We start from the raw sequence: 20,434 nt of genomic DNA, 5'->3' as shown, positions 1-20,434 counted from the left end.
GCGTTCTCTCCAGCAGAAGAGCCCGGGGTCGTGGATACAATGCGGTATCCAGGGCGCAGACGGGCAGGGACGGGGAGCATGGGGAAGGATACGGAGCGTATCTCGATCAGGCTGGTGGTGGGACTCACCGCCGTCTTCCTGCTTTGCCTGTGGGCCTTCGTCGCCTACTGGAGCCTGCGCAGCCGCGATCTGGAAATCGACAGCACCCGGGTCACCCTGGTGCGCCTGTCCACCGCCGCGGAAGAGCAGGTGCGGCGCATGTTCAAGCTGGTGGAAGTCTTTCTCGACACCTCCGACCTGTGGCTGGCCAACCATCCCCAGGCCGATCCCCTCACCGATCCCCAGTTCTCCGCCCTGGTGCAAGGCTTCTACCGGGCTTCCGGCAATGCCATCCAGCTGCGCCTGGTGAAGCGCGACGGCGCCCTCTACCGCATTCCCGCCGAAGGCCCCAAGCCCAACGCCCGGGTCGGCGACCGGGACTATTTCCTCGCCCAGGGCGACGCCGGACGGCGCGGCTTCTACATCGGCACCCCGGTGCAGAGCCGGGAGAACGGCCACTGGCTGATCCCCATCTCCGTGCCCCTGCAGCGGAGCAGCCACGACGTGACGGTGCTGCTCGCCTCCATCCGGGTGGACTATTTCGCCGGCGTCTTCGAGCAGGAGCGCATCCGCCCCAACGGCGCCATCACCCTGCTGCGCCGGGACGGCACCCTGCTGGCCCGGGCTCCCCACCTGCCCCAGTTGCTGGGCAAGTCGGCGGCCCAGACCGACGTCTTTGCCGACTTCCTGCCCCGGGAGCCCCGGGGGGTGGAGTTCTCTTCCTCCAGCGCCACCGACGGCGTCAGCAAGCTCACCTCCTATGCCGCCATGGACGATTTTCCCCTGGTGGTGGTGGTGGCCGCCGCCACCGACGACATCCTGGCCCGCTGGGAGCTGGACGCCACGGTCATCACCCTGGTGGGGCTGATCCTCACCGTCTTCGCCCTGGCCGCCTCCGGCCGCCTCATCTGGCTGCTGCGGGACCAGGAACGGGCCCGCTGCGAGCTGTTCCGCATGGCCAGCACCGACGACCTGACGGGCTGCCTTAACCGGCGTCATTTCATGGCCTCTCTGACCCGGGAGTTTTCCCGCAGTCAGCGCCACGGCGACGACCTCAGCCTGATGGTGCTGGACCTGGATTTCTTCAAGCGCATCAACGACGGCTACGGCCATGCGGTGGGCGACAAGGCCCTCGGCGCCTTTGTCGCCGCCGCCCAGTCCTGCCTGCGCCAGTCCGACCAGTTCGCCCGCCTGGGGGGCGAGGAATTCGGCATCCTGCTGCCGGTGACCACGGTGGAACAGGCCCAGCCCGTGGCCGAGCGCCTGCGCCAGAAGGTGGCCGAGATCCGCATCCCGACGCCCCAGGGCGTGGTGCAGTTCACCGTCAGCATCGGCATTGCCGCTTACAGCAGCGATCTGGCCTCGGCGGAAGAACTGCTGCTGCAGGCCGACCGGGCGCTCTACGCCGCCAAGGGGGCCGGGCGCAACCGGGTGGTGGCGGCGCCGCCTGCCGGGCTCCCCGCAGACACCGTCGTTACCCCGGGCTAGGGGGGCGCCAAGCGGGTATAATCCCGCCTTTCGCCTTACCCCTTCAGCCACTCCCTCTCGAAATCCCATGGCCGACATCATCTTCCTGCGTGGCGCTCCCGCCTTTTCCGCTTTCCGTCTGCAACGTCTCCAGGCTCGATTGAGCGCCGCCGTGCCCGCCGTGGCCGGGGTGGAAGCGGACTACTGGCACTTCGTGCAGCTCGACCAGCCCCTGGCCGACGATGCCCGCGGCCAGCTGGCCAGACTGCTCGAAGAGCGTCACGGCGAGGAACGCGGCGACGACCTGGAACTGTTCCTGGTGACGCCCCGCATCGGCACCATTTCCCCCTGGTCCTCCAAGGCCACCGACATTGCCATCAATGCGGGCCTTGCCGCCGTCGAACGCATCGAGCGGGGCATCGCCTACTGGGTGCGCACCCCGGGCGGCCGGAGCCTTTCCGCCGAGGAACGGGCTGCCGTGGCGGCCCAGCTGCACGACCGCATGACCGAATCCGTCATGGCCGACTTCGACGAGACCGCCGGCCTGTTCCGCCATTTCGAAGCCCAGCGCCTGTCCCGCGTGGACCTGCTGGCCGGCGGCCGGCCCGCCCTGGTGGCGGCCAACACCGACCTGGGCCTGGCCCTGTCGGAGGACGAAATCGACTACCTGCTGGACATCTACCAGAAGGCGGGGCGCAACCCTACCGACGTGGAACTGATGATGTTCGCCCAGGCCAACTCCGAACACTGTCGCCACAAGATCTTCAACGCCGCCTGGGTGGTGGATGGGGAAGCCCGCGACGAGACCCTGTTCGGCATGATCAAGGCCACCCACAAGGCCAATCCCCAGGGCACGGTGATGGCCTATGCGGACAACGCCTCCATCATCGAGGGCGCCAAGGTGCCCCGTTTCTACCCCCAGGCCGACGGCTCCTACGCCTACAGGGAAGAGCTGACCCACATCCTGACCAAGGTGGAAACCCACAACCACCCCACCGCCATTTCTCCCTTCCCCGGCGCCTCCACCGGCTCCGGCGGCGAGATCCGCGACGAGGGCGCCACCGGCCGCGGCTCCAAGCCCAAGGCCGGCCTCTGCGGCTTCTCCGTTTCCAACCTGTTTGTGCCTGGCGCCGAGCGGCCCTGGGAAACCAGCATCGGCAAGCCTTCCCGCATCGCCTCGGCCCTCTCCATCATGCTGGAAGGCCCCATTGGCGCCGCAGCCTTCAACAACGAATTCGGCCGCCCCAACCTGACCGGCTACTTCCGCACCTATGAAGAAAACGTGGGTCCGGAAGTGCGCGGCTACCACAAGCCCATCATGATCGCCGGCGGCCTGGGCAACATCGAGGACGGCCAGTCCTTCAAGGCCGAAGTGTTCCCCGCCGGCACCCTGCTGGTGCAGCTGGGCGGCCCCGGCATGCTCATCGGCCTGGGCGGCGGCGCCGCTTCCTCCATGGCCACCGGCGCCAACAACGAGGACCTGGACTTCGCCTCCGTGCAGCGGGGCAACCCGGAAATCCAGCGTCGCGCCCAGGAAGTGATCGACCGCTGCTGGCAAATGGGCGTGCCGAAGAACGACATCGCCGCTCCCGGCGACGGCAACCCCATCCTCTCCATCCACGACGTGGGTGCCGGCGGCCTGTCCAACGCCTTCCCCGAGCTGGCCCACTCCGGCCAGTGCGGCGCCACCTTCGACCTGCGTGCCGTGCCCATCGAGGAACCGGGCATGAGCCCGGCGGAAATCTGGAGCAACGAATCTCAGGAACGCTACGTCCTGGCCTTGCCGCCTTCCCGCCTGGAGGAATTCAAGGCCCTGTGCGAGCGGGAGCGCTGTCCCTTCGCCGTGGTCGGCGTCACCACCGCCGATGGCCGCCTCAAGGTGACCGACGCCAAGCTGGGCGAGGACCCGGTGGACATGGACATGGAAGCCCTGCTCGGCAAGCCGCCGCGCATGACCCGGGAGGCCGTACACCAGGCGCCCGCCGCCGTGCTCTTCGCCGCCGACAGCATCAATCTCAAGGATGCGGGCTACCGGGTGCTGCAGCTGCCCTCCGTGGCCGACAAGACCTTTCTCATCACCATCGGCGACCGTTCCGTCGGCGGCATGACCGCCCGGGACCAGATGGTCGGCCCCTGGCAGGTGCCCGTGGCCGACGTGGCCGTGACCCTGATGGGCTACCAGGGCTACCAGGGCGAAGCCTTCGCCATGGGCGAGCGCACCCCCCTGGCCGTGCTCGACGCCCCCGCTTCCGGCCGCATGGCCGTGGGCGAGGCGGTGACCAACCTGGCCGCTGCCCCCATCAACAAGCTCTCCGACGTCAAGCTCTCCGCCAACTGGATGGCCGCTGCCGGCTACCCGGGCGAGGACGCCCGCCTCTTCGATACGGTCAAGGCCACCTCCGAGGTGTGCCAGGCCTTGGGGCTTTCCATCCCCGTGGGCAAGGATTCCCTCTCCATGCGCACCGCCTGGGAAGAGGGCGGTGAAAAGAAGCAGGTGGTCTCCCCCCTGTCCCTCATCGTCACCGGCTTTGCCCACAGCCCGGATGTGCGCCGCACCCTGACCCCGGTGCTGCAGCTGGATCAGGGCGAAACCGAACTGCTGCTGCTGGACCTCTCCGCCGGCAAGAACCGCCTGGGCGGCTCAGCCCTGGCTCAGGTCTACAACGCCACCGGCGAACAGGTGCCCGATCTGGATGAGCCCAAGCTGCTGGCAGCCTTCTTCGCCGTGGTGCAGCAGCTTAACCAGGACGGCCTGCTGCTGGCCTACCACGACCGTTCCGACGGCGGCCTCTTCGCCGCTGCCTGCGAGATGGCCTTCGCCTCCCGTTGTGGTATCACCATCAACGCCGACATCCTGGCCTACGACCCCCTGCAGAACGATGTGGATGGCGCCGAGAAGCGCCCCGACCTGCTCGAGGGCCGCTCCATGGAGCTGCTGGTGAAGGCCCTCTTCAACGAGGAACTGGGCGCCCTGGTGCAGATCCGCCGGGCCGACCGGGAGAAGATCACCGCCATCCTGCGCCAGGCCGGCCTGGGCCAGTGCTACTCCCTGGTGGGTTACCCCAACGACCGGGACCAGGTGCGCGTCTTCCGCAACGCCAAGCCCCTCTTCTCCGAGAGCCGGGTGGACCTGCAACGGGCCTGGTCCGAGACCTCCTACAAGCTGCAGTCCCTGCGCGACAACCCGGACTGCGCCCAGCAGGAATTCGACCGCATCCTGGACACCCAGGACCCGGGCCTCTCCGCCAGCCTCACCTTCGACATCGCCGAAGACGTGGCCGCCCCCTTCATCAACAGCGGCGCCAAGCCGAAGATGGCCATCCTGCGCGAGCAGGGCGTTAACAGCCATTACGAGATGGCCGCCGCCTTCGACCGGGCCGGCTTCCATTCCGTCGATGTGCACATGAGCGACATCCTGGCCGGCCGGGTCTCCCTGCAGGACTTCAAGGGTGCCGTGGCCTGCGGCGGCTTCTCCTACGGCGACGTGCTCGGCGCCGGCCAGGGCTGGGCCAAGACCATCCTTTTCAACGGCAAGGCCCGGGACGAGTTCTCCGCCTTCTTCCAGCGCCCCGATACCTTCGCCCTGGGCGTCTGCAACGGCTGCCAGATGATGAGCGCCCTCAAGGAACTGGTGCCCGGTGCCGAGCACTGGCCCGCCCTGCAGCGCAACATCGTGGAGCAGTTCGAAGCCCGCTTCGTCATGGCTGAAGTGACCGAGTCGCCTTCCCTGTTCTTCGCCGGCATGGCAGGTTCCCGCATGCCCATCGTCGTCTCCCACGGCGAGGGCCGGGCCGAGTTCGCCAACGCCCAGGACCAGGCCAAGGCCCTGGTGGCCCTGCGCTATGTGGACAACAAGGGTGCGCCCACCGAGGTCTATCCCTACAACCCCAACGGCTCGCCTGCCGGCGTCACCGGCTTCACCACCGCCGACGGTCGCTTCACCATCATGATGCCGCATCCGGAACGGGTCTTCCGCTCCGTGCAAATGTCATGGCATCCTAGCGCCTGGGGCGAAGACAGCCCCTGGATGCGCATGTTCCGCAACGCCCGCCGCTGGGTGGGTTAGGAACACCCAGGGCCGGGGGCGGCAGCCGGACAGAAGATCCGGCGCCGCGCCACAGGAACGGCCCTCAACTTTCAGGGAGGTATGCGATGGCATTCATGCCATGGACCAAGGAGCTGGAACTGGGGCTGGCCGAGATCGACCGGCAGCACCACTGGCTCGTGGATCAGACCAACGCGCTGCACGACGAGCTGTCCGCCCCGGCCCCCAGCCGGGACAAGGTGGGACAGATTCTGGAGGGGCTGGTGGATTACACCCACAACCACTTCATCGTCGAGGAGGTGTTGTTCCAGCAGTTCGGTTACCCGGAAACCCCGGCCCACAAGGCCGAACACGACGGTTTCACGGGCAAGGCCATGGATCTGCTGATGCGTTTCGAGGACGGGGAAGAGGTGACCATGGAAGCCCTGGATTTCCTCAAGGAATGGCTGGTGCACCACATCTGCCAGGTGGATCGGGCCTACGTGCCTTTCCTCAAGTCCAAGGGCGCCCTCTAGCCGCCTCCAACGATACGGTAATCAGATGGCGGCTGCGGCCGCCAGGCCAGGCCGGCGGCGCTCGATGAAAAGAGTGCTCCCGGCCTGTCTTTTTGCCTGCTTCTTGGCCATGCTGGCTGCCGCCGCCACCTCGTGGTGGGAGCTGAAGAGGCCCGGCTCCACCCGCAGGGCGCCGATGGAAAGGGAGGGCAGGGGATTGAAGACGGTGCGGCCCTTGCGGTCCTCGCCGACGAAGCCGCCCCGGGCCAGGTCTTCCGGCGCCACCAGGGTCGGCATGCGCTGGTCGAACAGGCGCAGGGCGCGGGCGCAGCGCTCCTCCCAGTCCGGGCTCTGGAACAGGATGATGAAGTCGTCGCCGCCGATGTGGCCGATGAAGTCCAGGCGCGGGTCCGCCACTTCCGCCATGAGCAGCCCCAGCATCTGGATCACGTCGTCGCCCTTGCGGTAGCCGTAGGCGTCGTTGAAGGGCTTGAAGTTGTCGATGTCGTAGTAGCAGGCGGCAAAGGCCGTCTGGCTCTCCAGCAGGCGCTCGGCATGCTCGTTGATGGGCACGTTGCCCGGCAGCTGGGTCAGGGGATTGGCGTAGCGGGCGGCGGAAATCTGCATTTCCGTGATCATGGCCATCAGGTCCTGGCCGCTGCCGACCCCGACGTAGGAACCCTGGTCGGTGATGACGAAGCCGTCGTAGAGATAGTGCTTGGCGGCCCGGGCGATCATCAGCCCCACCTCCTGTACCGACAGGTTCTGGTCCACCACCAGGGGCGCCGGGTCCATGAACAGGGTGCACGGCTTCTTGCCGTACAGCTCCCGGCGGAAGGGGCGGGCGAAGCGGTCGATCAGGTTGTGGCGGTTGATCAGGCCCAGGGGCTGGCCCTGGTGCACCACCGGCAGCACGTGCAGTTCCGGGTTGTCCTCGAAGCGCTGGTAAACCATGTCGTTGCAGGCGTCCGGGGCGATGGGCTCGATGAAGTGGCTGAGGGCCCGGGCGGTGCTGCCGCCGGCGCCGCCGGCATTGGGGAAGATGGCGATCTGGCGATTTTTCAGGGCGGCCAGGGTGTCGCTTTCCGGCAGGGTTCGCGGCGTTGGCGCCGGGCGGGCGATGAAGAAGCCCTGGCCGCAGGCGATGCCCAGGTCGCGCACGGTGGTGAAGTCGGCCTCGGTCTCGATGCCCTCGGCGATGATGTAGGCACCGCAGGTTTCGGCGATCTCGTGCATGGAACTGACCAGCTTGAACTTGAGGGCGTCGTCGGCGATGCCCTGGATGAAGTGCCGGTCGATCTTCACATATTCGGGGCGCAGCTCCGACCACAGGCGCAGGTTGGAGAAACCCTCTCCCAGGTCGTCGATGGCGATGCGATAGCCCTGGCCCCGGTAGTGCATGAGGGCATCGTGGAGGTCGGCGAAGTCCTCGATCTGCTGGTTTTCCGTCAGCTCGATGATGATGCGGCTGGGGGACAGGCCCAGTTCCCGCAGCAGGCCCTGGGTTTCCCCGTTGCGGAATTCCGGGTCCTTGAGGCAGCCGGGGCTGACATTGACGAAGAGGTTGCCGGGCAGGTTCAGCTGGGCGAAGGCGCGGAAGATGGCGATGCGGCAGGCCCGCTCCAGCTCCATGGTCAGGTCCAGGCGGCGGGCCAGTTCGAAGAGGGCGGCCGGGGTGTGCAGGGGGGAGTCGATGGGGCCCCGGATGAGGCCCTCGAAGCCCATGTAGGACTGGCCCCGGTAATCCAGGATCGGCTGGAAGACGGGAGTGAGCCGGCCTTCCCGGATCAGTTCGAGCAGGATGTCGGCTTCTTCGGCGCCGGGCAGGGAGTGGGCGCGGAAATTGAGGGCAAGGCGTTCGAGCAGGGAGGCGGCGGTCATCGTCTTCTCCACCAGGGAGGCAGGATCGCCACTGTAGGCGGGGGAGGTTACATGGCGATGACGCGGGATGAAAAAAAGGGGAGGGCCATGGGCCGCTCCCCCTTGATCGGCGGGCCTCTCCGGGGAGAGGCCGCCAGCAGGCTTATTCCACCTTGGCCTTGGCGCGCAGGTCCTTGACCATGTTTTCCACGATCTGCTGCTGGGCGCGCTGCTGCAGCTGGCCCTTGACCTGGTCGAAGGGAGGCGGGTTCAGGGGGCGGGTGTCTTCCAGCTGGATGATGTGCCAGCCGAAGTCGGACTTCACCGGGGCGTCGGTCAGCTTGCCCTTTTCCAGGCGCACCAGGGCGTCGGCGAAAGGCTTGACGTAGTTGCTGGGGTTGGCCCAGCCCAGGTCGCCGCCGTTGTCCTTGGAGCCGGGGTCCTTGGACTGCTTGGCCAGCTCCTCGAACTTCTCGCCCTTCTTCAGCTTGTCCAGGATCACCTTGGCTTCGGTTTCGTTGTCCACCAGGATGTGGCGGGCCTTGTATTCCTTGCCGCCGAGCTTGGACTTGATCTCTTCGTAGTCCTTCTTCAGCTGGGCATCGGTGACCGGGTGCTTGGCCAGGTAGTCCTGGATGAAGGCGCGGATCAGCACGGCCTGGGAGGCCAGACCCATCTGGGCGGCGACGTCGGCCTTTTTGTCCAGGCCCTTCTTCTTGGCTTCCTGGCTGAGGATTTCGCGGCGGACCAGTTCCTCGCGCACGGCGGCGCGCAGTTCCGGACCTTCGGGGGCGCCCTGGGCCTTCTGTTCGGCGATGAAGGCATCAGCCAGGCTCTGGGGCACGGCGGTGCCGTTCACCACCACGGCGGCGGGAGCCTTTTGGGCCATGGCATTGGCCGAGAGAAGGGCGCCGCAAACCAGGGCGGCGGCCAGCTTGGAAGCGGACTTGGAAATAGTCTGCATGAACTTGTCCTTGTGCTGTGTGATGGGTGGGGTAAAACGCGATTATACGGAGTCTTGGTCCGGCGTCAGGGCATTTATGGCGAGGGCATGGATGGGCCCCCGCATCATGTCGCCCAGGGCGTCGTAGACCAGGCGGTGGCGGGCCACCGTGTTCTTGCCGGCAAAGGCGGCGCTGACCAGGGTCAGGCGGTAATGACCGCCGCCGCCGGCAGCGCCGGCATGGCCCCGGTGGGCCGCCGACTCGTCGTCGATGTGCAGACGCAGGGGGGCCAGCACGGCCAGCCGCCGCTGCATTTCGGCCAGGGTGTCGCTCACGCCGGCAGCACCTTCTTGAAGGGCTTGACCGTGACCTGGGCGTAGACGCCGGCGGCCACATAGGGGTCCGCATCGGCCCAGGCGCGGGCGGCTTCCAGGGAGGCGAACTCGGCGACGATGAGGCTGCCGGAGAAGCCGGCCGGGCCGGGATCGGGGGAGTCGATGGCAGGGCAGGGGCCGGCCAGGATCAGGCGGGCTTCCTGCTGCAGCTGGGTGAGCCGCTCCAGGTGGGCGGGACGGGCGGCCAGACGGGCCTCCAGGCTGCCGGGGCGGTCTTCGCCGATGATGATGTAGAGCATCAGTTTTTCTCCTCGTCGCTCACGTACTTGGACAGCATGGCCCCCTGGATGAGGACGAACACCAGCATCAGGCCCATGCCGCCGAACAGTTTGAAATTGACCCAGGTTTCCGTGGGGTAGTGGAAGGCCACATAGAGGTTGAGGGCCCCCATGAGGCTGAAAAAGGCGATCCAGGACAGATTCATGCGCTGCCAGGCGACATCGGGCAGTTCCATCTTTTCCTGCATCAGGCTGCGGATCAGGTTGCGGCGGAAGAACAGGGTGGCGCCGCCCAAGATCAGGGCGAACATCCAGTACAGCACCGTCGGCTTCCACTTGATGAAGGTCTCGTCGTGCAGCACCAGGGTGGCGCCGCCGAAAATGACGATGATGGCCAGGCTGACCCAGAGCATGGTGTCCACCGGCTGGCGGCGCAGCTTGAGCCAGCCGATCTGGCCGAAGGTGGCGGCGATGGCCACGGCGGTGGCGACGTAGATGCCGGCGAACTTGAAGGCGATGAAAAAGAGGAGGACGGGGAACAGGTCGAAGAGAAACTTCATGGGTATCCGGAAAGGGGCATGCAGCCGTGCTGGGGTCGCTGGATTATGGCGGCTTTCCCCCGGGCTGTCCATGGCGCCTCTGCTATACTTTGCGGTTACAAATCGTCACGAAAAACACCGTGAGGCGGGGCTTTGCAGCCCGCCGCCGGCAGGCGCTTCCCCGGCCCCGCCGGACCCTTTCGTCGCGGCCCTTTGGGCGCACTTTCCGTTCTTCCGGCCCTTGCCCATGAACCAGACTCCTGCCGTCCGCCGCCGCTTCAGCCTGCTGCCCTACCGCATCAGTTCCCAGGTGGCGCTGCTGGTGTCCCTGCTGTTCATGCTCACCGTGTTCGCCTTCACCGCCTACACGGTGCAGGAGCAGGCCGACCTGTCCCAGGAAACCATCACCCGCCACAGCCAGGCCCTGGCCGAGAACATCGCCTTCACCGCGGCGCCCCAGATGGTGCTGGGGGACGAAAGCACCCTCGAATATTTCCTGCTGCGCTCCGCCGAGTATCCGGACATCCAGGCCCTGACCCTGATCGACGCCAGGGGCAAGGTCCTGGCCTCGGTACGCAAGGACGACCAGGGCGGCTCCAGCGCCGAATACGGCGTTTCCCGCCTGCTGCCGCCCCACGGCGAAGAAGCCCGCTCCAACCTGCTGGAAACCCCGGCCGGGCGCCGCCTGCTGCTGTGGCAGCCGGTGGTCAGCGGCCAGGTGCTGGGCTGGCTGCGCCTGGAGATCGGCCTCGACCTGCTGGCCGACGCCCAGCGCCACATCTGGCAGGACAGCATCGTCACCGCCCTGGCCGCCATCATCGGCAGCACCACCCTGTTGCTGCTGTTTCTCCTGCGGCCCCTGCGAGCCCTGCGCCAGGCCACGGATTTCGCCTCCCGCCTCGACGTGCTGCGGGGCCAGAGCCTGCCGGCCTACCACGGCAGCCTGGAGATCGGCGAGCTGGTGCAGGCCCTCAACCGGGCTTCGCGCCGCCTCAAGCAGCAGGAAGAGACCATCGAGGAAAACAGCCGCTTCCTGCAGAGCCTGACCGACGCCCTGGGGGAAGGGGTCATCGCCACCGACGCCGAGGGGCGCTGCACCTTCATCAACGCCGAGGGCGAGCGCATGCTCGGCTGGCGCCGCCAGGAGCTGCTGGGCAAGGATGTGCACCACACCATCCACTTCCAGACCGCCACCGGCTTCCACGTCAGCCAGGACGAATGCCCCCTGCACTCGCCGGCGGTGGCCAGCCGGCCCTTCCGTTCCGAGCTGGATGCCTTCACCCGCAGCGACGGCAGCGTTTTCCCCATCTCCGTCGTTTCCGTGCCCCTCTTCGAGGGCGAGCGCTTCACCGGCACCGTGGCCGCTTTCCAGGACATCACCGAGCGCAAGCGGGACGAGGATTTCCTCATGGCCACCACCTCCCGCCTCTCGGCCCTGATCGAGAGCATGCAGGCGGGCATCCTGGTGGAGGACGAGAACCGCCAGATCGTGCTGGCCAACCAGGCCCTGGGCCAGCTGTTCGAGCTGGATGTGGACCCCCAGGAGCTGGTGGGGGTGGACTGCCGCCTGGTGCTGCAGCATCTGCAGGGCCTGTGCGCCGACGGGGCCCGGTTCGTGCCCCGGGTGGAGGCGGTGGTGGAGGACCGGCGCGCCGTCCTCGGCGAGGAAATCCGCCTGGCCGACGGGCGCGTCCTGGAGCGGGACTACATTCCCATCTACCTCTTCCCCCAGGTGGCCCAGCCGGAGGACTACCGGGGCCACCTGTGGCTGTTCCGCGACATCACCGAGCGCAAGCATGCGGAGCTGGAACTGCAGCAGGCCAAGGAGGCGGCGGAATCGGCGAACCGGGCCAAGGGCGAATTCCTGGCCAACATGAGCCACGAAATCCGCACCCCCATGAACGGCATCCTGGGCATGACCGACCTGGCCCTGGATTCGGCCCTGACGCCGGAGCAGCGGGACTACCTGGAGATGGTCAAGTCCTCCGCCGACGCCCTGCTGGTGATCATCAACGACATCCTGGACTTCTCCAAGATCGAGGCCGGCAAGCTGGAGCTGGAGCACATCCACTTCCACCTGCGCCAGCTGCTGCGGGAAACCCTCAAGCCCCTGGAACTGCGCGCCCGCCAGCGCAGCCTGACGCTGCGCTGCGAAGTGCCGGAGGAGGTGGCCGACGGCTATCTGGGGGATCCGGGGCGGCTGCGCCAGGTGCTCATCAACCTGGTGGGCAACGCCATCAAATTCACCGAGGAAGGCCAGGTGGCGGTGCGCGTCGAAGCCCGGGACGGGCTCCTGCACTTCGCCGTCAGCGACACCGGCATCGGCATTCCGGCGGACAAGCAGCAGCTCATCTTCGAGGCCTTCTCCCAGGCCGACAGCTCGGTCACCCGCCGCTTCGGCGGCACCGGCCTGGGCCTCACCATCTGTACCCGGCTGGTGCGCCTGATGGGCGGCCACATGTGGGTGGAGAGCGACCCGGGCCAGGGCAGCACCTTCCACTTCACCGCCCGCCTGGAGGCCGTGGCCGGTCCGGCCGAGAGTGGCGAGGCCGACGCCGGCCGGGGCGAGGTGGTGCTGCCGCCCCTGCGCCTGCTGGTGGCCGAGGACAACCCGGTGAACCAGAAGCTGGTGCTGACCCTGCTGCAGAAGCGGGGCCACCGGGTGACCCTGGCGGACAACGGCCAGCAGGCCCTGGCGGCCCTGGCGACGGACCATTTCGACCTGGTGCTGATGGACATGCAGATGCCGGTCATGGGCGGCCTCGAAGCCACCCGCCGCATCCGGGCGGCGGAAGCGGCCCGGGGCGACGGTCAGCACCTGCCCATCGTCGCCATGACCGCCAACGCCATGGCCGGGGACCGGGAACTGTGCCTGGAGGCGGGCATGGACGGCTACGTTTCCAAGCCCCTGCGCCGGGACGAATTCTTCTCCGCCATGGCCGACGTGCTGCCGCCCGAGCTGTTGCGCCAGGCCGGCGCCGCTGCGGCGATACCCGCAGACGGCCAGGCGGCGGCTGCCGCGGCCCCCTCCGAGTCGGCGCCGGCGGCGCCGCGGCGCTGCGACCGGGCCGAGGCCGTGGCCCGCCTGGAAGGGGACGAGGAACTGTTCGCCATGCTGGTGAAAATGTTCAGTGACGACCTGCCCAACTACCTGCAGCGCCTCAACGCCGCCCTGGCGGGGCAGGACATGGAGGCCCTGTCGCGGGAGGCCCACACCCTGAAGGGGCTGCTGGCCACCTTCAGCGCCGGCCGCGGCACGGCCCTGGCCCTGGAACTGGAAACCCGGGCCAAGGGCGGCCACGTGGAAACCCTGGGCGTGCTGGTGCGGCAACTGCAGGAAGAACTGGAACTGGTGCGCCAGGAACTCTTGGCGGACGCGCCCGCCGCCTGAAACGGCAAGCCGGGAGCCTGCCGTGGGGGAACTGGGCCCGGATGGCCCGCTGGGGATCGGGAGTCGTGGGTTGCGTGCGGCGGCAGGCCGGAGACGCCCGTCCGGCGACGCTTTCCGTCATGCCATGCCGGACATCGGCCAGGGATGCGCCTCCTGGCCGGGTGCCCGCAGGGGTTTGTTGCCGGGCGCCTAGGGCAGGCGCAGCAGGTCGCCGGCCGCGGCAGCGTCCACGCCGTGGGGAATGACGCCCAGCAGGGGCGCCGGCAGGGCCCGCTCCAGGCAGGCCAGGTTTTCCTCGAAGCGGCTCATGGCCGGATCGATGCGGTTGGCCACCCAGCCCGCCAGGGGCAGGCCCTGGGCGGCGATGGACTCGGCCGTGAGCAGGGCATGGCTGATGCAGCCCAAGCGCATGCCCACCACCAGGATCACCGGCAGGCCCAGCTCCCGGGCCAGGTCGGCGGCATCGAAATCGTCCCCCAGGGGCACGCGCCAGCCGCCCACTCCTTCCACGATCAGCACCTCGGCCAGGGGCTTGAGCTCCTGGAAGGCATGGCGGATCACCGCCGCCTTGATGGGCCGGCCGGCTTCGGCGGCGGCGATGTGGGGGGCGATGGGTGGGGCGAACAGATAGGGATTGACCAGGTCCCGGGGCGCCGCCACGGAGGCGGCGGCCATCAGGCGGCGCACGTCGTCGTTATCCCCGTCGGCCTCGGTGCCGGCCGCCACCGGCTTCATGGCCAGGGCCGACAGCCCCTGGCGCCGGGCGGCGTGCAGCAGGGCGCAGGCGGAGAAGGTCTTGCCGATTTCCGTATCGGTGCCGGCGATGAAATAACCCTGTTTCATGGTGCGGTCCTCACTGAAAGGCGTTGGCCACAGAGGGCACAGAGATCACAGAGATCACAGAGAAAAGCCTGAAATACAGAGGGGACGGAATGCTGCCGCCGGCCGTGGCAGCCGGACAGTTCTTCCCCTCTGTGTTCTCTGTGCCCTCTGTGGCAAAAAAGAATTTCCACCCGCTCACTTCACCGCCGTGCACAGCACCACGTCGTAGGTGGCGGGCAGGCCGGCGGCGCTGCGGTGGCGTTCGTAGCGCGCTTCCACGGTCTTCCAGGCGGCCTTGCCGAGGAATCCGGTGCGGCGGGCGCCGCCCACCTGGTTGGCGCCGATGTCCTTGATGGCCCGCAGCAGGCTGCGCAGGTCCGGGTAGAAGATCTGCAGCTTGCGCCGCTCCACCCGCAGTTCCTGGAAACCGGCGCCGAGCATGGCTTCGCCGCAGGTGGCCGGAGGCGCGAAGGGTAGCACGTGGCGATGGCTGTCGATGCCGGCGAAGGCCTCCCCCAGTTCGGCGAAGGTGCCGGGTCCCAGGGTGCTGAAGGCGAGGACGCCGCCGGGCGCCAGCACCCGGGCCGCTTCCTTGAGGCTGTGGCCCAGGTCGCACCACTGCACGGCCAGGCTGGACCAGTAGAGGGCGGCGCCGCCGGCGGCCAGGGGCAGGTGCTCCAGGTCGGCGCACAGCGGCAGGCCGCCGTTGCCGCCATCCCGGGCCCGGGCCAGCATGGCCGGGGCGAAGTCGGCCAGGAGCAGGGGGCGGCCCGGATAGCGGTGGGCCAGCAGGCCGGCGCCGTAGCCGGTGCCGCAGCCGGCGTCGAGGAGAAAGCCGGCGGGCAGCTGGCCGTCCCCGGGCGGCAGGGAGGATTCCAGGGCGTCGCACACCTGGCGTTGCAGGGCCGCGGCCTGGTCGTAGGAATCGGCGGCCCGGTCGAAGGCGCGGCGGATGTGGCGTTTTTCCATCAGGCGGGCAGTCCTTCCGCCCAGGCCTGCACCAGGCCGGCGAAGGCGGCCGGATCGTGCAGGAAGGGGGTGTGGGCGGCTTCGGCCATGAGCTGCAGTTGGCCGTGGGGCAGCTGGGCGGCCAGCCAGCGGGCGGCCTCCACCGGCATCAGGGGGTCGGCCTCGCCGTGGATGACCAGGGCCGGCTGGGGCAGCTTGGGCGCCAGGGCGCGCAGGTCCAGGTCCCGCAGCCAGTCCAGGCCCCGCAGCAGGGCGGCCTTTTCCGCCAGGGGGGGCTTGGTCAGGGGCGCCAGCTGGCGGTTGATGTCCTTGGCCAGGCTGTCGCCCTGGTTCATCAGGGTGGCGAAGCGGGGCAGCACCGGGCCCGGGGCCAGGCTCACGGCGGCGGAGAAGCCGCCGAGCAGGCTGGCCGGCTGGCCGGCGTTCCAGCCGTTGCCGGCGAGGAAGCGGGGCGAGGTGGCCACCAGCACCAGGCCGGCGATGCGCTTGGGGGCCCGGGCCGCCATCAGCTGGGCCAGCTGGCCGCCGAGGGACCAGCCGAGCAGCAGGGCGCCCTCGGGCACGTCGGCCAGCAGGGCGTCCGCGGTGGCAGCCACCGAGTCGGCGCCGTCGGGGCGGCCCGGATAGCCGGGCAACTGCAGCCGGGTGACGGAGAAATGGGGCGTCAGGTGGGGCAGCAGGGCCTCCCACACCCGGGAATCCAGGCCCCAGCCGTGGAGCAGGGCCAGGGGGCGCTTGGCAGGGGAATTCATGGCGTCGGACTCAATTTTTCAGCGGCCCGCATTCGGCCAGGGCCGCCACCAGGGCATCCACCTGGCCCACGGTGTGGGCGGCGGAAAGGGTGATGCGCAGCCGGGCCTGGCCCTTGGCCACGGTGGGCGGGCGGATGGCGGGCACCCAGATGCCCCGCTCCAGCAGGGCCCGGCTCAGGGCCAGGGTGGGTTCGTTGTCGCCGATGACCAGGGGCTGGATGGGAGTGGGGGAATCCAGCAGCTGCCAGCCCCGCTCGGCGCAGAGGGGTTCCAGGCCCAGGCGCAGGCGGGCGATGAGGGTCACCAGATGGGCCCGGCGCTCGCTGCCGGCGGCGATCAGTTCCAGGCTCTTCTGCAGGGCGCAGGCCACGGCCGGGCTGGCGGCGGTGGTGAAAATGTAGGTGCGGGCCTTCTGCAGCAGCCATTCCAGGACCTTAGCGCTGCCGGCGACGAAGGCGCCGGAGACGCCGGCGGCTTTGCCCAGGGTGCCCATGTAGAGGACCCGGGGCGAGGGAATGAGCTTCACCGCGGCGGCGCTGCCCCGGCCCTGGCCCACCACGCCGAAGCCGTGGGCGTCGTCGATGACCAGCCAGGTGTCGTATTTCTCGGCCAGTTCGTAGAGTTCTTCCAGGGGGGCGATGTCGCCGTCCATGCTGAAGATGGCGTCGGTGACGATCATCTTGCGCGGCGCCTGGCTGGCGGCCAGCTGGCTTTCCAGATGGGCCAGGTCCAGGTGCCGGTAGCGGTGGCTGTCGGCCCGGGAGAGCTGCACCGCATCGATGAGGGAGGCGTGGTTGAGCTTGTCGGCGAAGACCGCGTCGCCCCGGCCCACCAGGGCCGGAATCATGGCCAGGTTGGCCATGTAGCCGGTGGAGAAGTACAGGGCCCGCTGGCGCATGACGAAGGCGGCCAGGGCTTCTTCCAGCTGGTGGTGGGGGCGCAGGTGGCCGCTCACCAGATGGGAGGCGCCGGAGCCGGCGCCCCACTGCCGGGCGCCTTCGGCCATGGCCTCGGCGATTTCCGGGTGGTTGGCCAGGCCCAGATAGTCGTTGCTGCAGAAGGCCAGCACCGGCTTGCCGTCTGCCACCATTTCCGGCCCGCAGGGGGAATCGACGATGCGGCGGCGGCGGGTCAGGCCTTCGGCTTCGATGGCTTTGAGTTCGGCGTCCAGGCTTTCCCAGATCATGCGAGTGTGGCCTCCAGGGTGGCCAGGGTGCCCTGGCAGAGATGGCGGGCCTCGTCCTCGGAGAGCACGTAGGGCGGCATCAGATAGACCGTGTTGCCGATGGGGCGCAGCATCAGTTCCCGCTCCAGGCCGGCCTTGTAGAAGCGGCGGGAGAAGGAGGCGTCGGCCCCTTCCACGTCGAACGCCAGGATCATGCCGCGGCGCCGGTAGTGGCGCACCCGGGGATGCTGGCGCAGGGGTTCCAGCAGCTGGTGCAGGCGCTCCGAGAGCTGCCGGTTGGCGGCGATCACGCCGTCCTGCTCGAAGATGTCCAGGGTGGCCAGGGCGGCCCGGCAGGCCAGGGCGTTGCCGGTGTAGGAATGGGAGTGGAGGAAGCCCCGGGTCACGGCATCGTCGAGGAAGGCTTCATACACGGTGTCGGTGGTCAGCACCACGGAGAGGGGCAGGTAGCCGCCGGTGATGCCCTTGGAGAGGCAGAGAAAATCGGGGCGCACCGTTTTGCCGTCCACCGCGGCCTGCTCATGGGCGAAGAAGGTGCCGCTGCGGCCGAAGCCCACGGCGATCTCGTCGCAGATGAGGTGCACGCCGTAGCGGTCGCAGGCCTGCCGCGCCAGACTCAGGTAGAGCGGATCGTGCATGGCCATGCCGGTGGCGCACTGGATCAGGGGCTCCACGATGAGGGCGGCGATGTGGCCGTGGTGGGCTTGCAGATGGGCTTCCAGGGCGGCGGCGGCGCGGCGGGCCACGTCGGCGGCGGTCTCGCCGTCCCGCGCCAGGCGGGCGTCGGGGGAGGGCAGCACGGCGGCGGGGCGGATCAGGGGGGCGTAGGCATCCTTGAACAGGGCCACGTCGGTGACCGCCAGGGCGCCCACGGTCTCGCCGTGGTAGCTGCCTTCCAGGCAAAGGAAATCGGTCTTCTCCGGCTGGCCCGTGTTGCGCCAGTAATGATGCGACATCTTCAGGGCGATCTCGGTGGCCGAGGCGCCGTCGGAGGCGTAGAAGGCATGGCCCAGGGCGCCGCCGGTAAGGGCGGAGAGGCGCTCGGAGAGCTGCACCACCGGCTCGTGGGTGAAGCCGGCCAGGATCACGTGCTCCAGGGTTTCCAGCTGGTCCCTGAGGGCAGCGTTGATGCGCGGGTTGCGGTGGCCGAAGAGATTGACCCACCAGGAGCTGACCCCGTCCAGGTAGCGGCGGCCGTCGAAGTCCGTCAGCCATACCCCTGCGCCGCTCTGGACGGGGATCAGGGGCAGTCCGTCGGCCGCCAGGTGGTGCTGCATCTGGGTGCACGGATGCCAGACAGCGGCAAGGCTGCGGTCCAGGAGGCGGCGGTTTGCGGACATGGGGCGTGGGCGGGATGGTGGGCAGGGATGGTGGACAGGTCGCGGCGCCGGGGCCACCACCTCAAGCCCGCCATTTTACCCGCCCCGGCAGGCCAGTGCCAAAAGCGATGCGCAAAGACGGCGACAAAATGGCTAGAATAGCCTGCGGCAGCCCCGCCGACCGAGGCGGGGAGGGGCCGACCAAAACAATATCGCTGGCACAACTAAGGGTTGAGAGGCGGGAGACAATCGATGAAAAACATGAAGCTGGGTTGGAAGCTTTTCCTGCTGGTGGCCCTGGCGGTCGCCGGCTTCCTCGTCAATTCCGGCCAGGGGCTGTTCCTGCTCAAGGACAACCTGCTGGAAGACCGCAAGCTGAAGACCAAGAACGTGGTGGAAACGGCCCACGGCATCCTGGCCTACTACTACCGGGAGCAGCAGGCAGGCCGCCTCTCCGAGGAGGACGCGCGGCAGACCGCCGCCGCCGCCATCAAGGGCCTGCGTTACGAGGGCGAGGAATACTTCTTCCTCATGGACTTCAACGCCAACATCGTCATGCATCCCATCAAGCCGGAGATGGATGGCAAGAATTTCGCCGAAACCAAGGACCCCAAGGGCAACCGCCTGTTCTCGGAAATGTCCCGCATCGGCCGGGACGTGGGCCAGGGCTACTACGCCTATTTCTGGCCCAAGCCGGGCAAGAGCGAGCCGGTGGAGAAGATCTCCTACGTCAAGGCCTTCAAGGAATGGGGCTGGCTGGTGGGCTCGGGCATCTATATCGATGACGTGGATGCGGTCTTCTTCAAGGCCGCCACCACCCAGGGCAGCCTGGCCATCGGTGGCCTGATCCTGCTCATCGGTTTCTCCGTCTATCTGATGAAGACCATCGTCGGGCCGGTGCAGCGCATGCAGAAGGTGATGGAGGCCCTGGCCGAGGGCGACATGACGGTCCATGCCTCCTCCGACGCCAGGGATGAAATCGGCCTCATGCTGCAGGCGGCCGAACGCATGATCGACCGCACCCGCAAGGTCATCCAGGAGGTGCGGGTCAGCGCCGATGCCCTGGTCAATGCCTCGGACCAGGTCAGCGTCACCTCCCACAGCCTCTCCCAGTCCGCCTCCGAGCAGGCCGCCAGCGTCGAGGAGACCTCCGCCTCCATCGACCAGATGTCGGCCAATATCGAGCACAACAAGGACAATGCCCACCTGACCCAGGACATGTCGGCCCGGGCCGCCAGCGATGCCCAGGTCGGCGGCAAGACCGTGGGCGCCACGGTGGAGGCCATGAAGCAGATCGCCGACAAGATCGGCATCGTGGACGAGATCGCCTACCAGACCAATCTGCTGGCCCTCAACGCCGCCATCGAGGCGGCCCGGGCCGGCGAGCACGGCAAGGGCTTCGCCGTGGTGGCCGGCGAGGTGCGCAAGCTGGCCGAGCGTTCCCAGGCCGCCGCCCACGAGATCGGCGAACTGGCCGGCAAGAGCGTGGAGCAGGCGGAAAACGCCGGGCGCCTGTTCCAGGACATGATGCCCAACATCGAAAAGACCGCCCAGCTGGTCAAGGAAATCGCCGCCTCCTCCGAGGAGCAGGCCATCGGCGCCGGCCAGATCAGCCAGGCCATCAGCCAGGTGAACCAGACCACCCAGCACAACGCCAGCGCCTCCGAGGAGCTGGCAGCCACGGCCCAGGAACTCCATTCCCAGGCCGAGCGGCTGAAGCAGAACATCGCTTTCTTCCGCATCGACTGAGGCGGGAAAGCTTAGCCACAGAGGGCACAGAGAACACAGAGATTAAAAACGGCGGCCACGGGCCGCCGTTTTTTTTCGCCCCCAGCTTTCGCCCCCAGCTTTCGCCCCCAGCTTTCGCCCCCAGCTTTCGCCCCCAGCTTTCGCCCCCAGCTTTCGCCCCCAGCTTTCGCCCCCAGCTTTCGCCT

The 20,434-nt window shown here is 68.2% G+C and carries 15 protein-coding genes; 5 read left to right on the top strand and 10 right to left on the bottom strand.

The features are described from left to right. The first annotated feature begins 78 nt into the window (after window positions 1-78). The 3 genes from OEL49_RS16365 (at window position 79) to OEL49_RS16355 (ending at window position 6,126) form a co-directional block, all read left to right on the top strand. Entirely contained in the window at window positions 79-1,587 is a 1,509-nt protein-coding gene (locus OEL49_RS16365; protein WP_287875688.1) for a sensor domain-containing diguanylate cyclase, read from the top strand. Between the two features lie 67 nt (window positions 1,588-1,654). Beyond that, window positions 1,655-5,632: a phosphoribosylformylglycinamidine synthase gene (purL, locus tag OEL49_RS16360; RefSeq protein ID WP_287875686.1), complete on the top strand. Its 3,978-nt coding sequence runs from the start codon at window positions 1,655-1,657 to the stop codon at window positions 5,630-5,632. An 86-nt stretch (window positions 5,633-5,718) separates the two neighbouring features. Further along, entirely contained in the window at window positions 5,719-6,126 is a 408-nt protein-coding gene (locus tag OEL49_RS16355; RefSeq protein WP_130458653.1) for a bacteriohemerythrin, read from the top strand. A 21-nt stretch (window positions 6,127-6,147) separates the two neighbouring features. Here the strand turns inward: OEL49_RS16355 and OEL49_RS16350 are convergent, their stop codons facing one another. The 5 genes from OEL49_RS16350 to OEL49_RS16330 all read right to left on the bottom strand — a co-directional run bounded on the left by OEL49_RS16350 (window position 6,148) and on the right by OEL49_RS16330 (window position 10,082). Next, window positions 6,148-7,986, bottom strand: coding sequence for a GGDEF domain-containing protein (locus OEL49_RS16350; protein WP_287875684.1), 1,839 nt, complete (start codon window positions 7,984-7,986; stop codon window positions 6,148-6,150). A 142-nt stretch (window positions 7,987-8,128) separates the two neighbouring features. After that, a complete protein-coding gene (locus OEL49_RS16345; protein ID WP_152089051.1) occupies window positions 8,129-8,929 on the bottom strand; it encodes a peptidylprolyl isomerase in 801 nt (266 codons plus the stop codon). Window positions 8,930-8,971: 42 nt separating this feature from the next. Next, entirely contained in the window at window positions 8,972-9,244 is a 273-nt protein-coding gene (locus OEL49_RS16340; protein ID WP_014237904.1) for a BolA family protein, read from the bottom strand. After that, complete coding sequence (locus tag OEL49_RS16335) at window positions 9,241-9,543, bottom strand: YciI family protein (RefSeq protein ID WP_014237903.1); 303 nt, start codon at window positions 9,541-9,543, stop codon at window positions 9,241-9,243. Before OEL49_RS16335 ends, OEL49_RS16340 begins: the two co-directional genes overlap by 4 nt. Beyond that, window positions 9,543-10,082 (bottom strand): septation protein A, encoded by a 540-nt coding sequence (locus OEL49_RS16330; RefSeq protein ID WP_205231229.1) that lies wholly within the window; start codon window positions 10,080-10,082, stop codon window positions 9,543-9,545. The genes OEL49_RS16335 and OEL49_RS16330 overlap by 1 nt, the downstream gene beginning before the upstream one ends. 226 nt (window positions 10,083-10,308) lie before the next feature. On the opposite strand from OEL49_RS16330, the gene OEL49_RS16325 reads away from it, so the two are divergent. After that, window positions 10,309-13,452, top strand: a complete 3,144-nt coding sequence (locus OEL49_RS16325) for an ATP-binding protein (protein ID WP_287875679.1) — start codon at window positions 10,309-10,311, stop codon at window positions 13,450-13,452. A gap of 189 nt (window positions 13,453-13,641) precedes the next feature. Here OEL49_RS16325 and bioD read toward each other — a convergent pair whose 3' ends face one another. The 5 genes from bioD to OEL49_RS16300 all read right to left on the bottom strand — a co-directional run bounded on the left by bioD (window position 13,642) and on the right by OEL49_RS16300 (window position 18,521). Further along, complete coding sequence (gene bioD, locus OEL49_RS16320; RefSeq protein WP_130458650.1) at window positions 13,642-14,295, bottom strand: dethiobiotin synthase; 654 nt, start codon at window positions 14,293-14,295, stop codon at window positions 13,642-13,644. Window positions 14,296-14,469: 174 nt separating this feature from the next. Next, window positions 14,470-15,243 carry a malonyl-ACP O-methyltransferase gene (locus tag OEL49_RS16315; RefSeq protein WP_287875677.1) on the bottom strand — a complete coding sequence of 258 codons (774 nt, stop codon included), beginning with the start codon at window positions 15,241-15,243 and terminating at the stop codon, window positions 14,470-14,472. After that, window positions 15,243-15,995, bottom strand: coding sequence for an alpha/beta fold hydrolase (locus tag OEL49_RS16310; RefSeq protein ID WP_287875675.1), 753 nt, complete (start codon window positions 15,993-15,995; stop codon window positions 15,243-15,245). Before OEL49_RS16310 ends, OEL49_RS16315 begins: the two co-directional genes overlap by 1 nt. Window positions 15,996-16,005: 10 nt before the next feature. Next, complete coding sequence (gene bioF / locus OEL49_RS16305) at window positions 16,006-17,181, bottom strand: 8-amino-7-oxononanoate synthase (protein ID WP_014237897.1); 1,176 nt, start codon at window positions 17,179-17,181, stop codon at window positions 16,006-16,008. Next, window positions 17,178-18,521 (bottom strand): adenosylmethionine--8-amino-7-oxononanoate transaminase, encoded by a 1,344-nt coding sequence (locus tag OEL49_RS16300; RefSeq protein ID WP_287875673.1) that lies wholly within the window; start codon window positions 18,519-18,521, stop codon window positions 17,178-17,180. Before OEL49_RS16300 ends, bioF begins: the two co-directional genes overlap by 4 nt. Window positions 18,522-18,752: 231 nt before the next feature. Here OEL49_RS16300 and OEL49_RS16295 point away from each other — a divergent pair, with 231 nt between their 5' ends. Beyond that, window positions 18,753-20,249: a methyl-accepting chemotaxis protein gene (locus OEL49_RS16295; RefSeq protein WP_287875671.1), complete on the top strand. Its 1,497-nt coding sequence runs from the start codon at window positions 18,753-18,755 to the stop codon at window positions 20,247-20,249. The last annotated feature ends 185 nt before the right edge of the window (window positions 20,250-20,434 follow it).

Origin of the sequence: Azospira sp., from assembly GCF_030247495.1 — a bacterium.
Classification (GTDB): domain Bacteria; phylum Pseudomonadota; class Gammaproteobacteria; order Burkholderiales; family Rhodocyclaceae; genus Azospira; species Azospira oryzae.
Note: the sequence above shows the minus strand (reverse complement) of the source record. Positions and strands in the feature narration are given on the sequence as shown.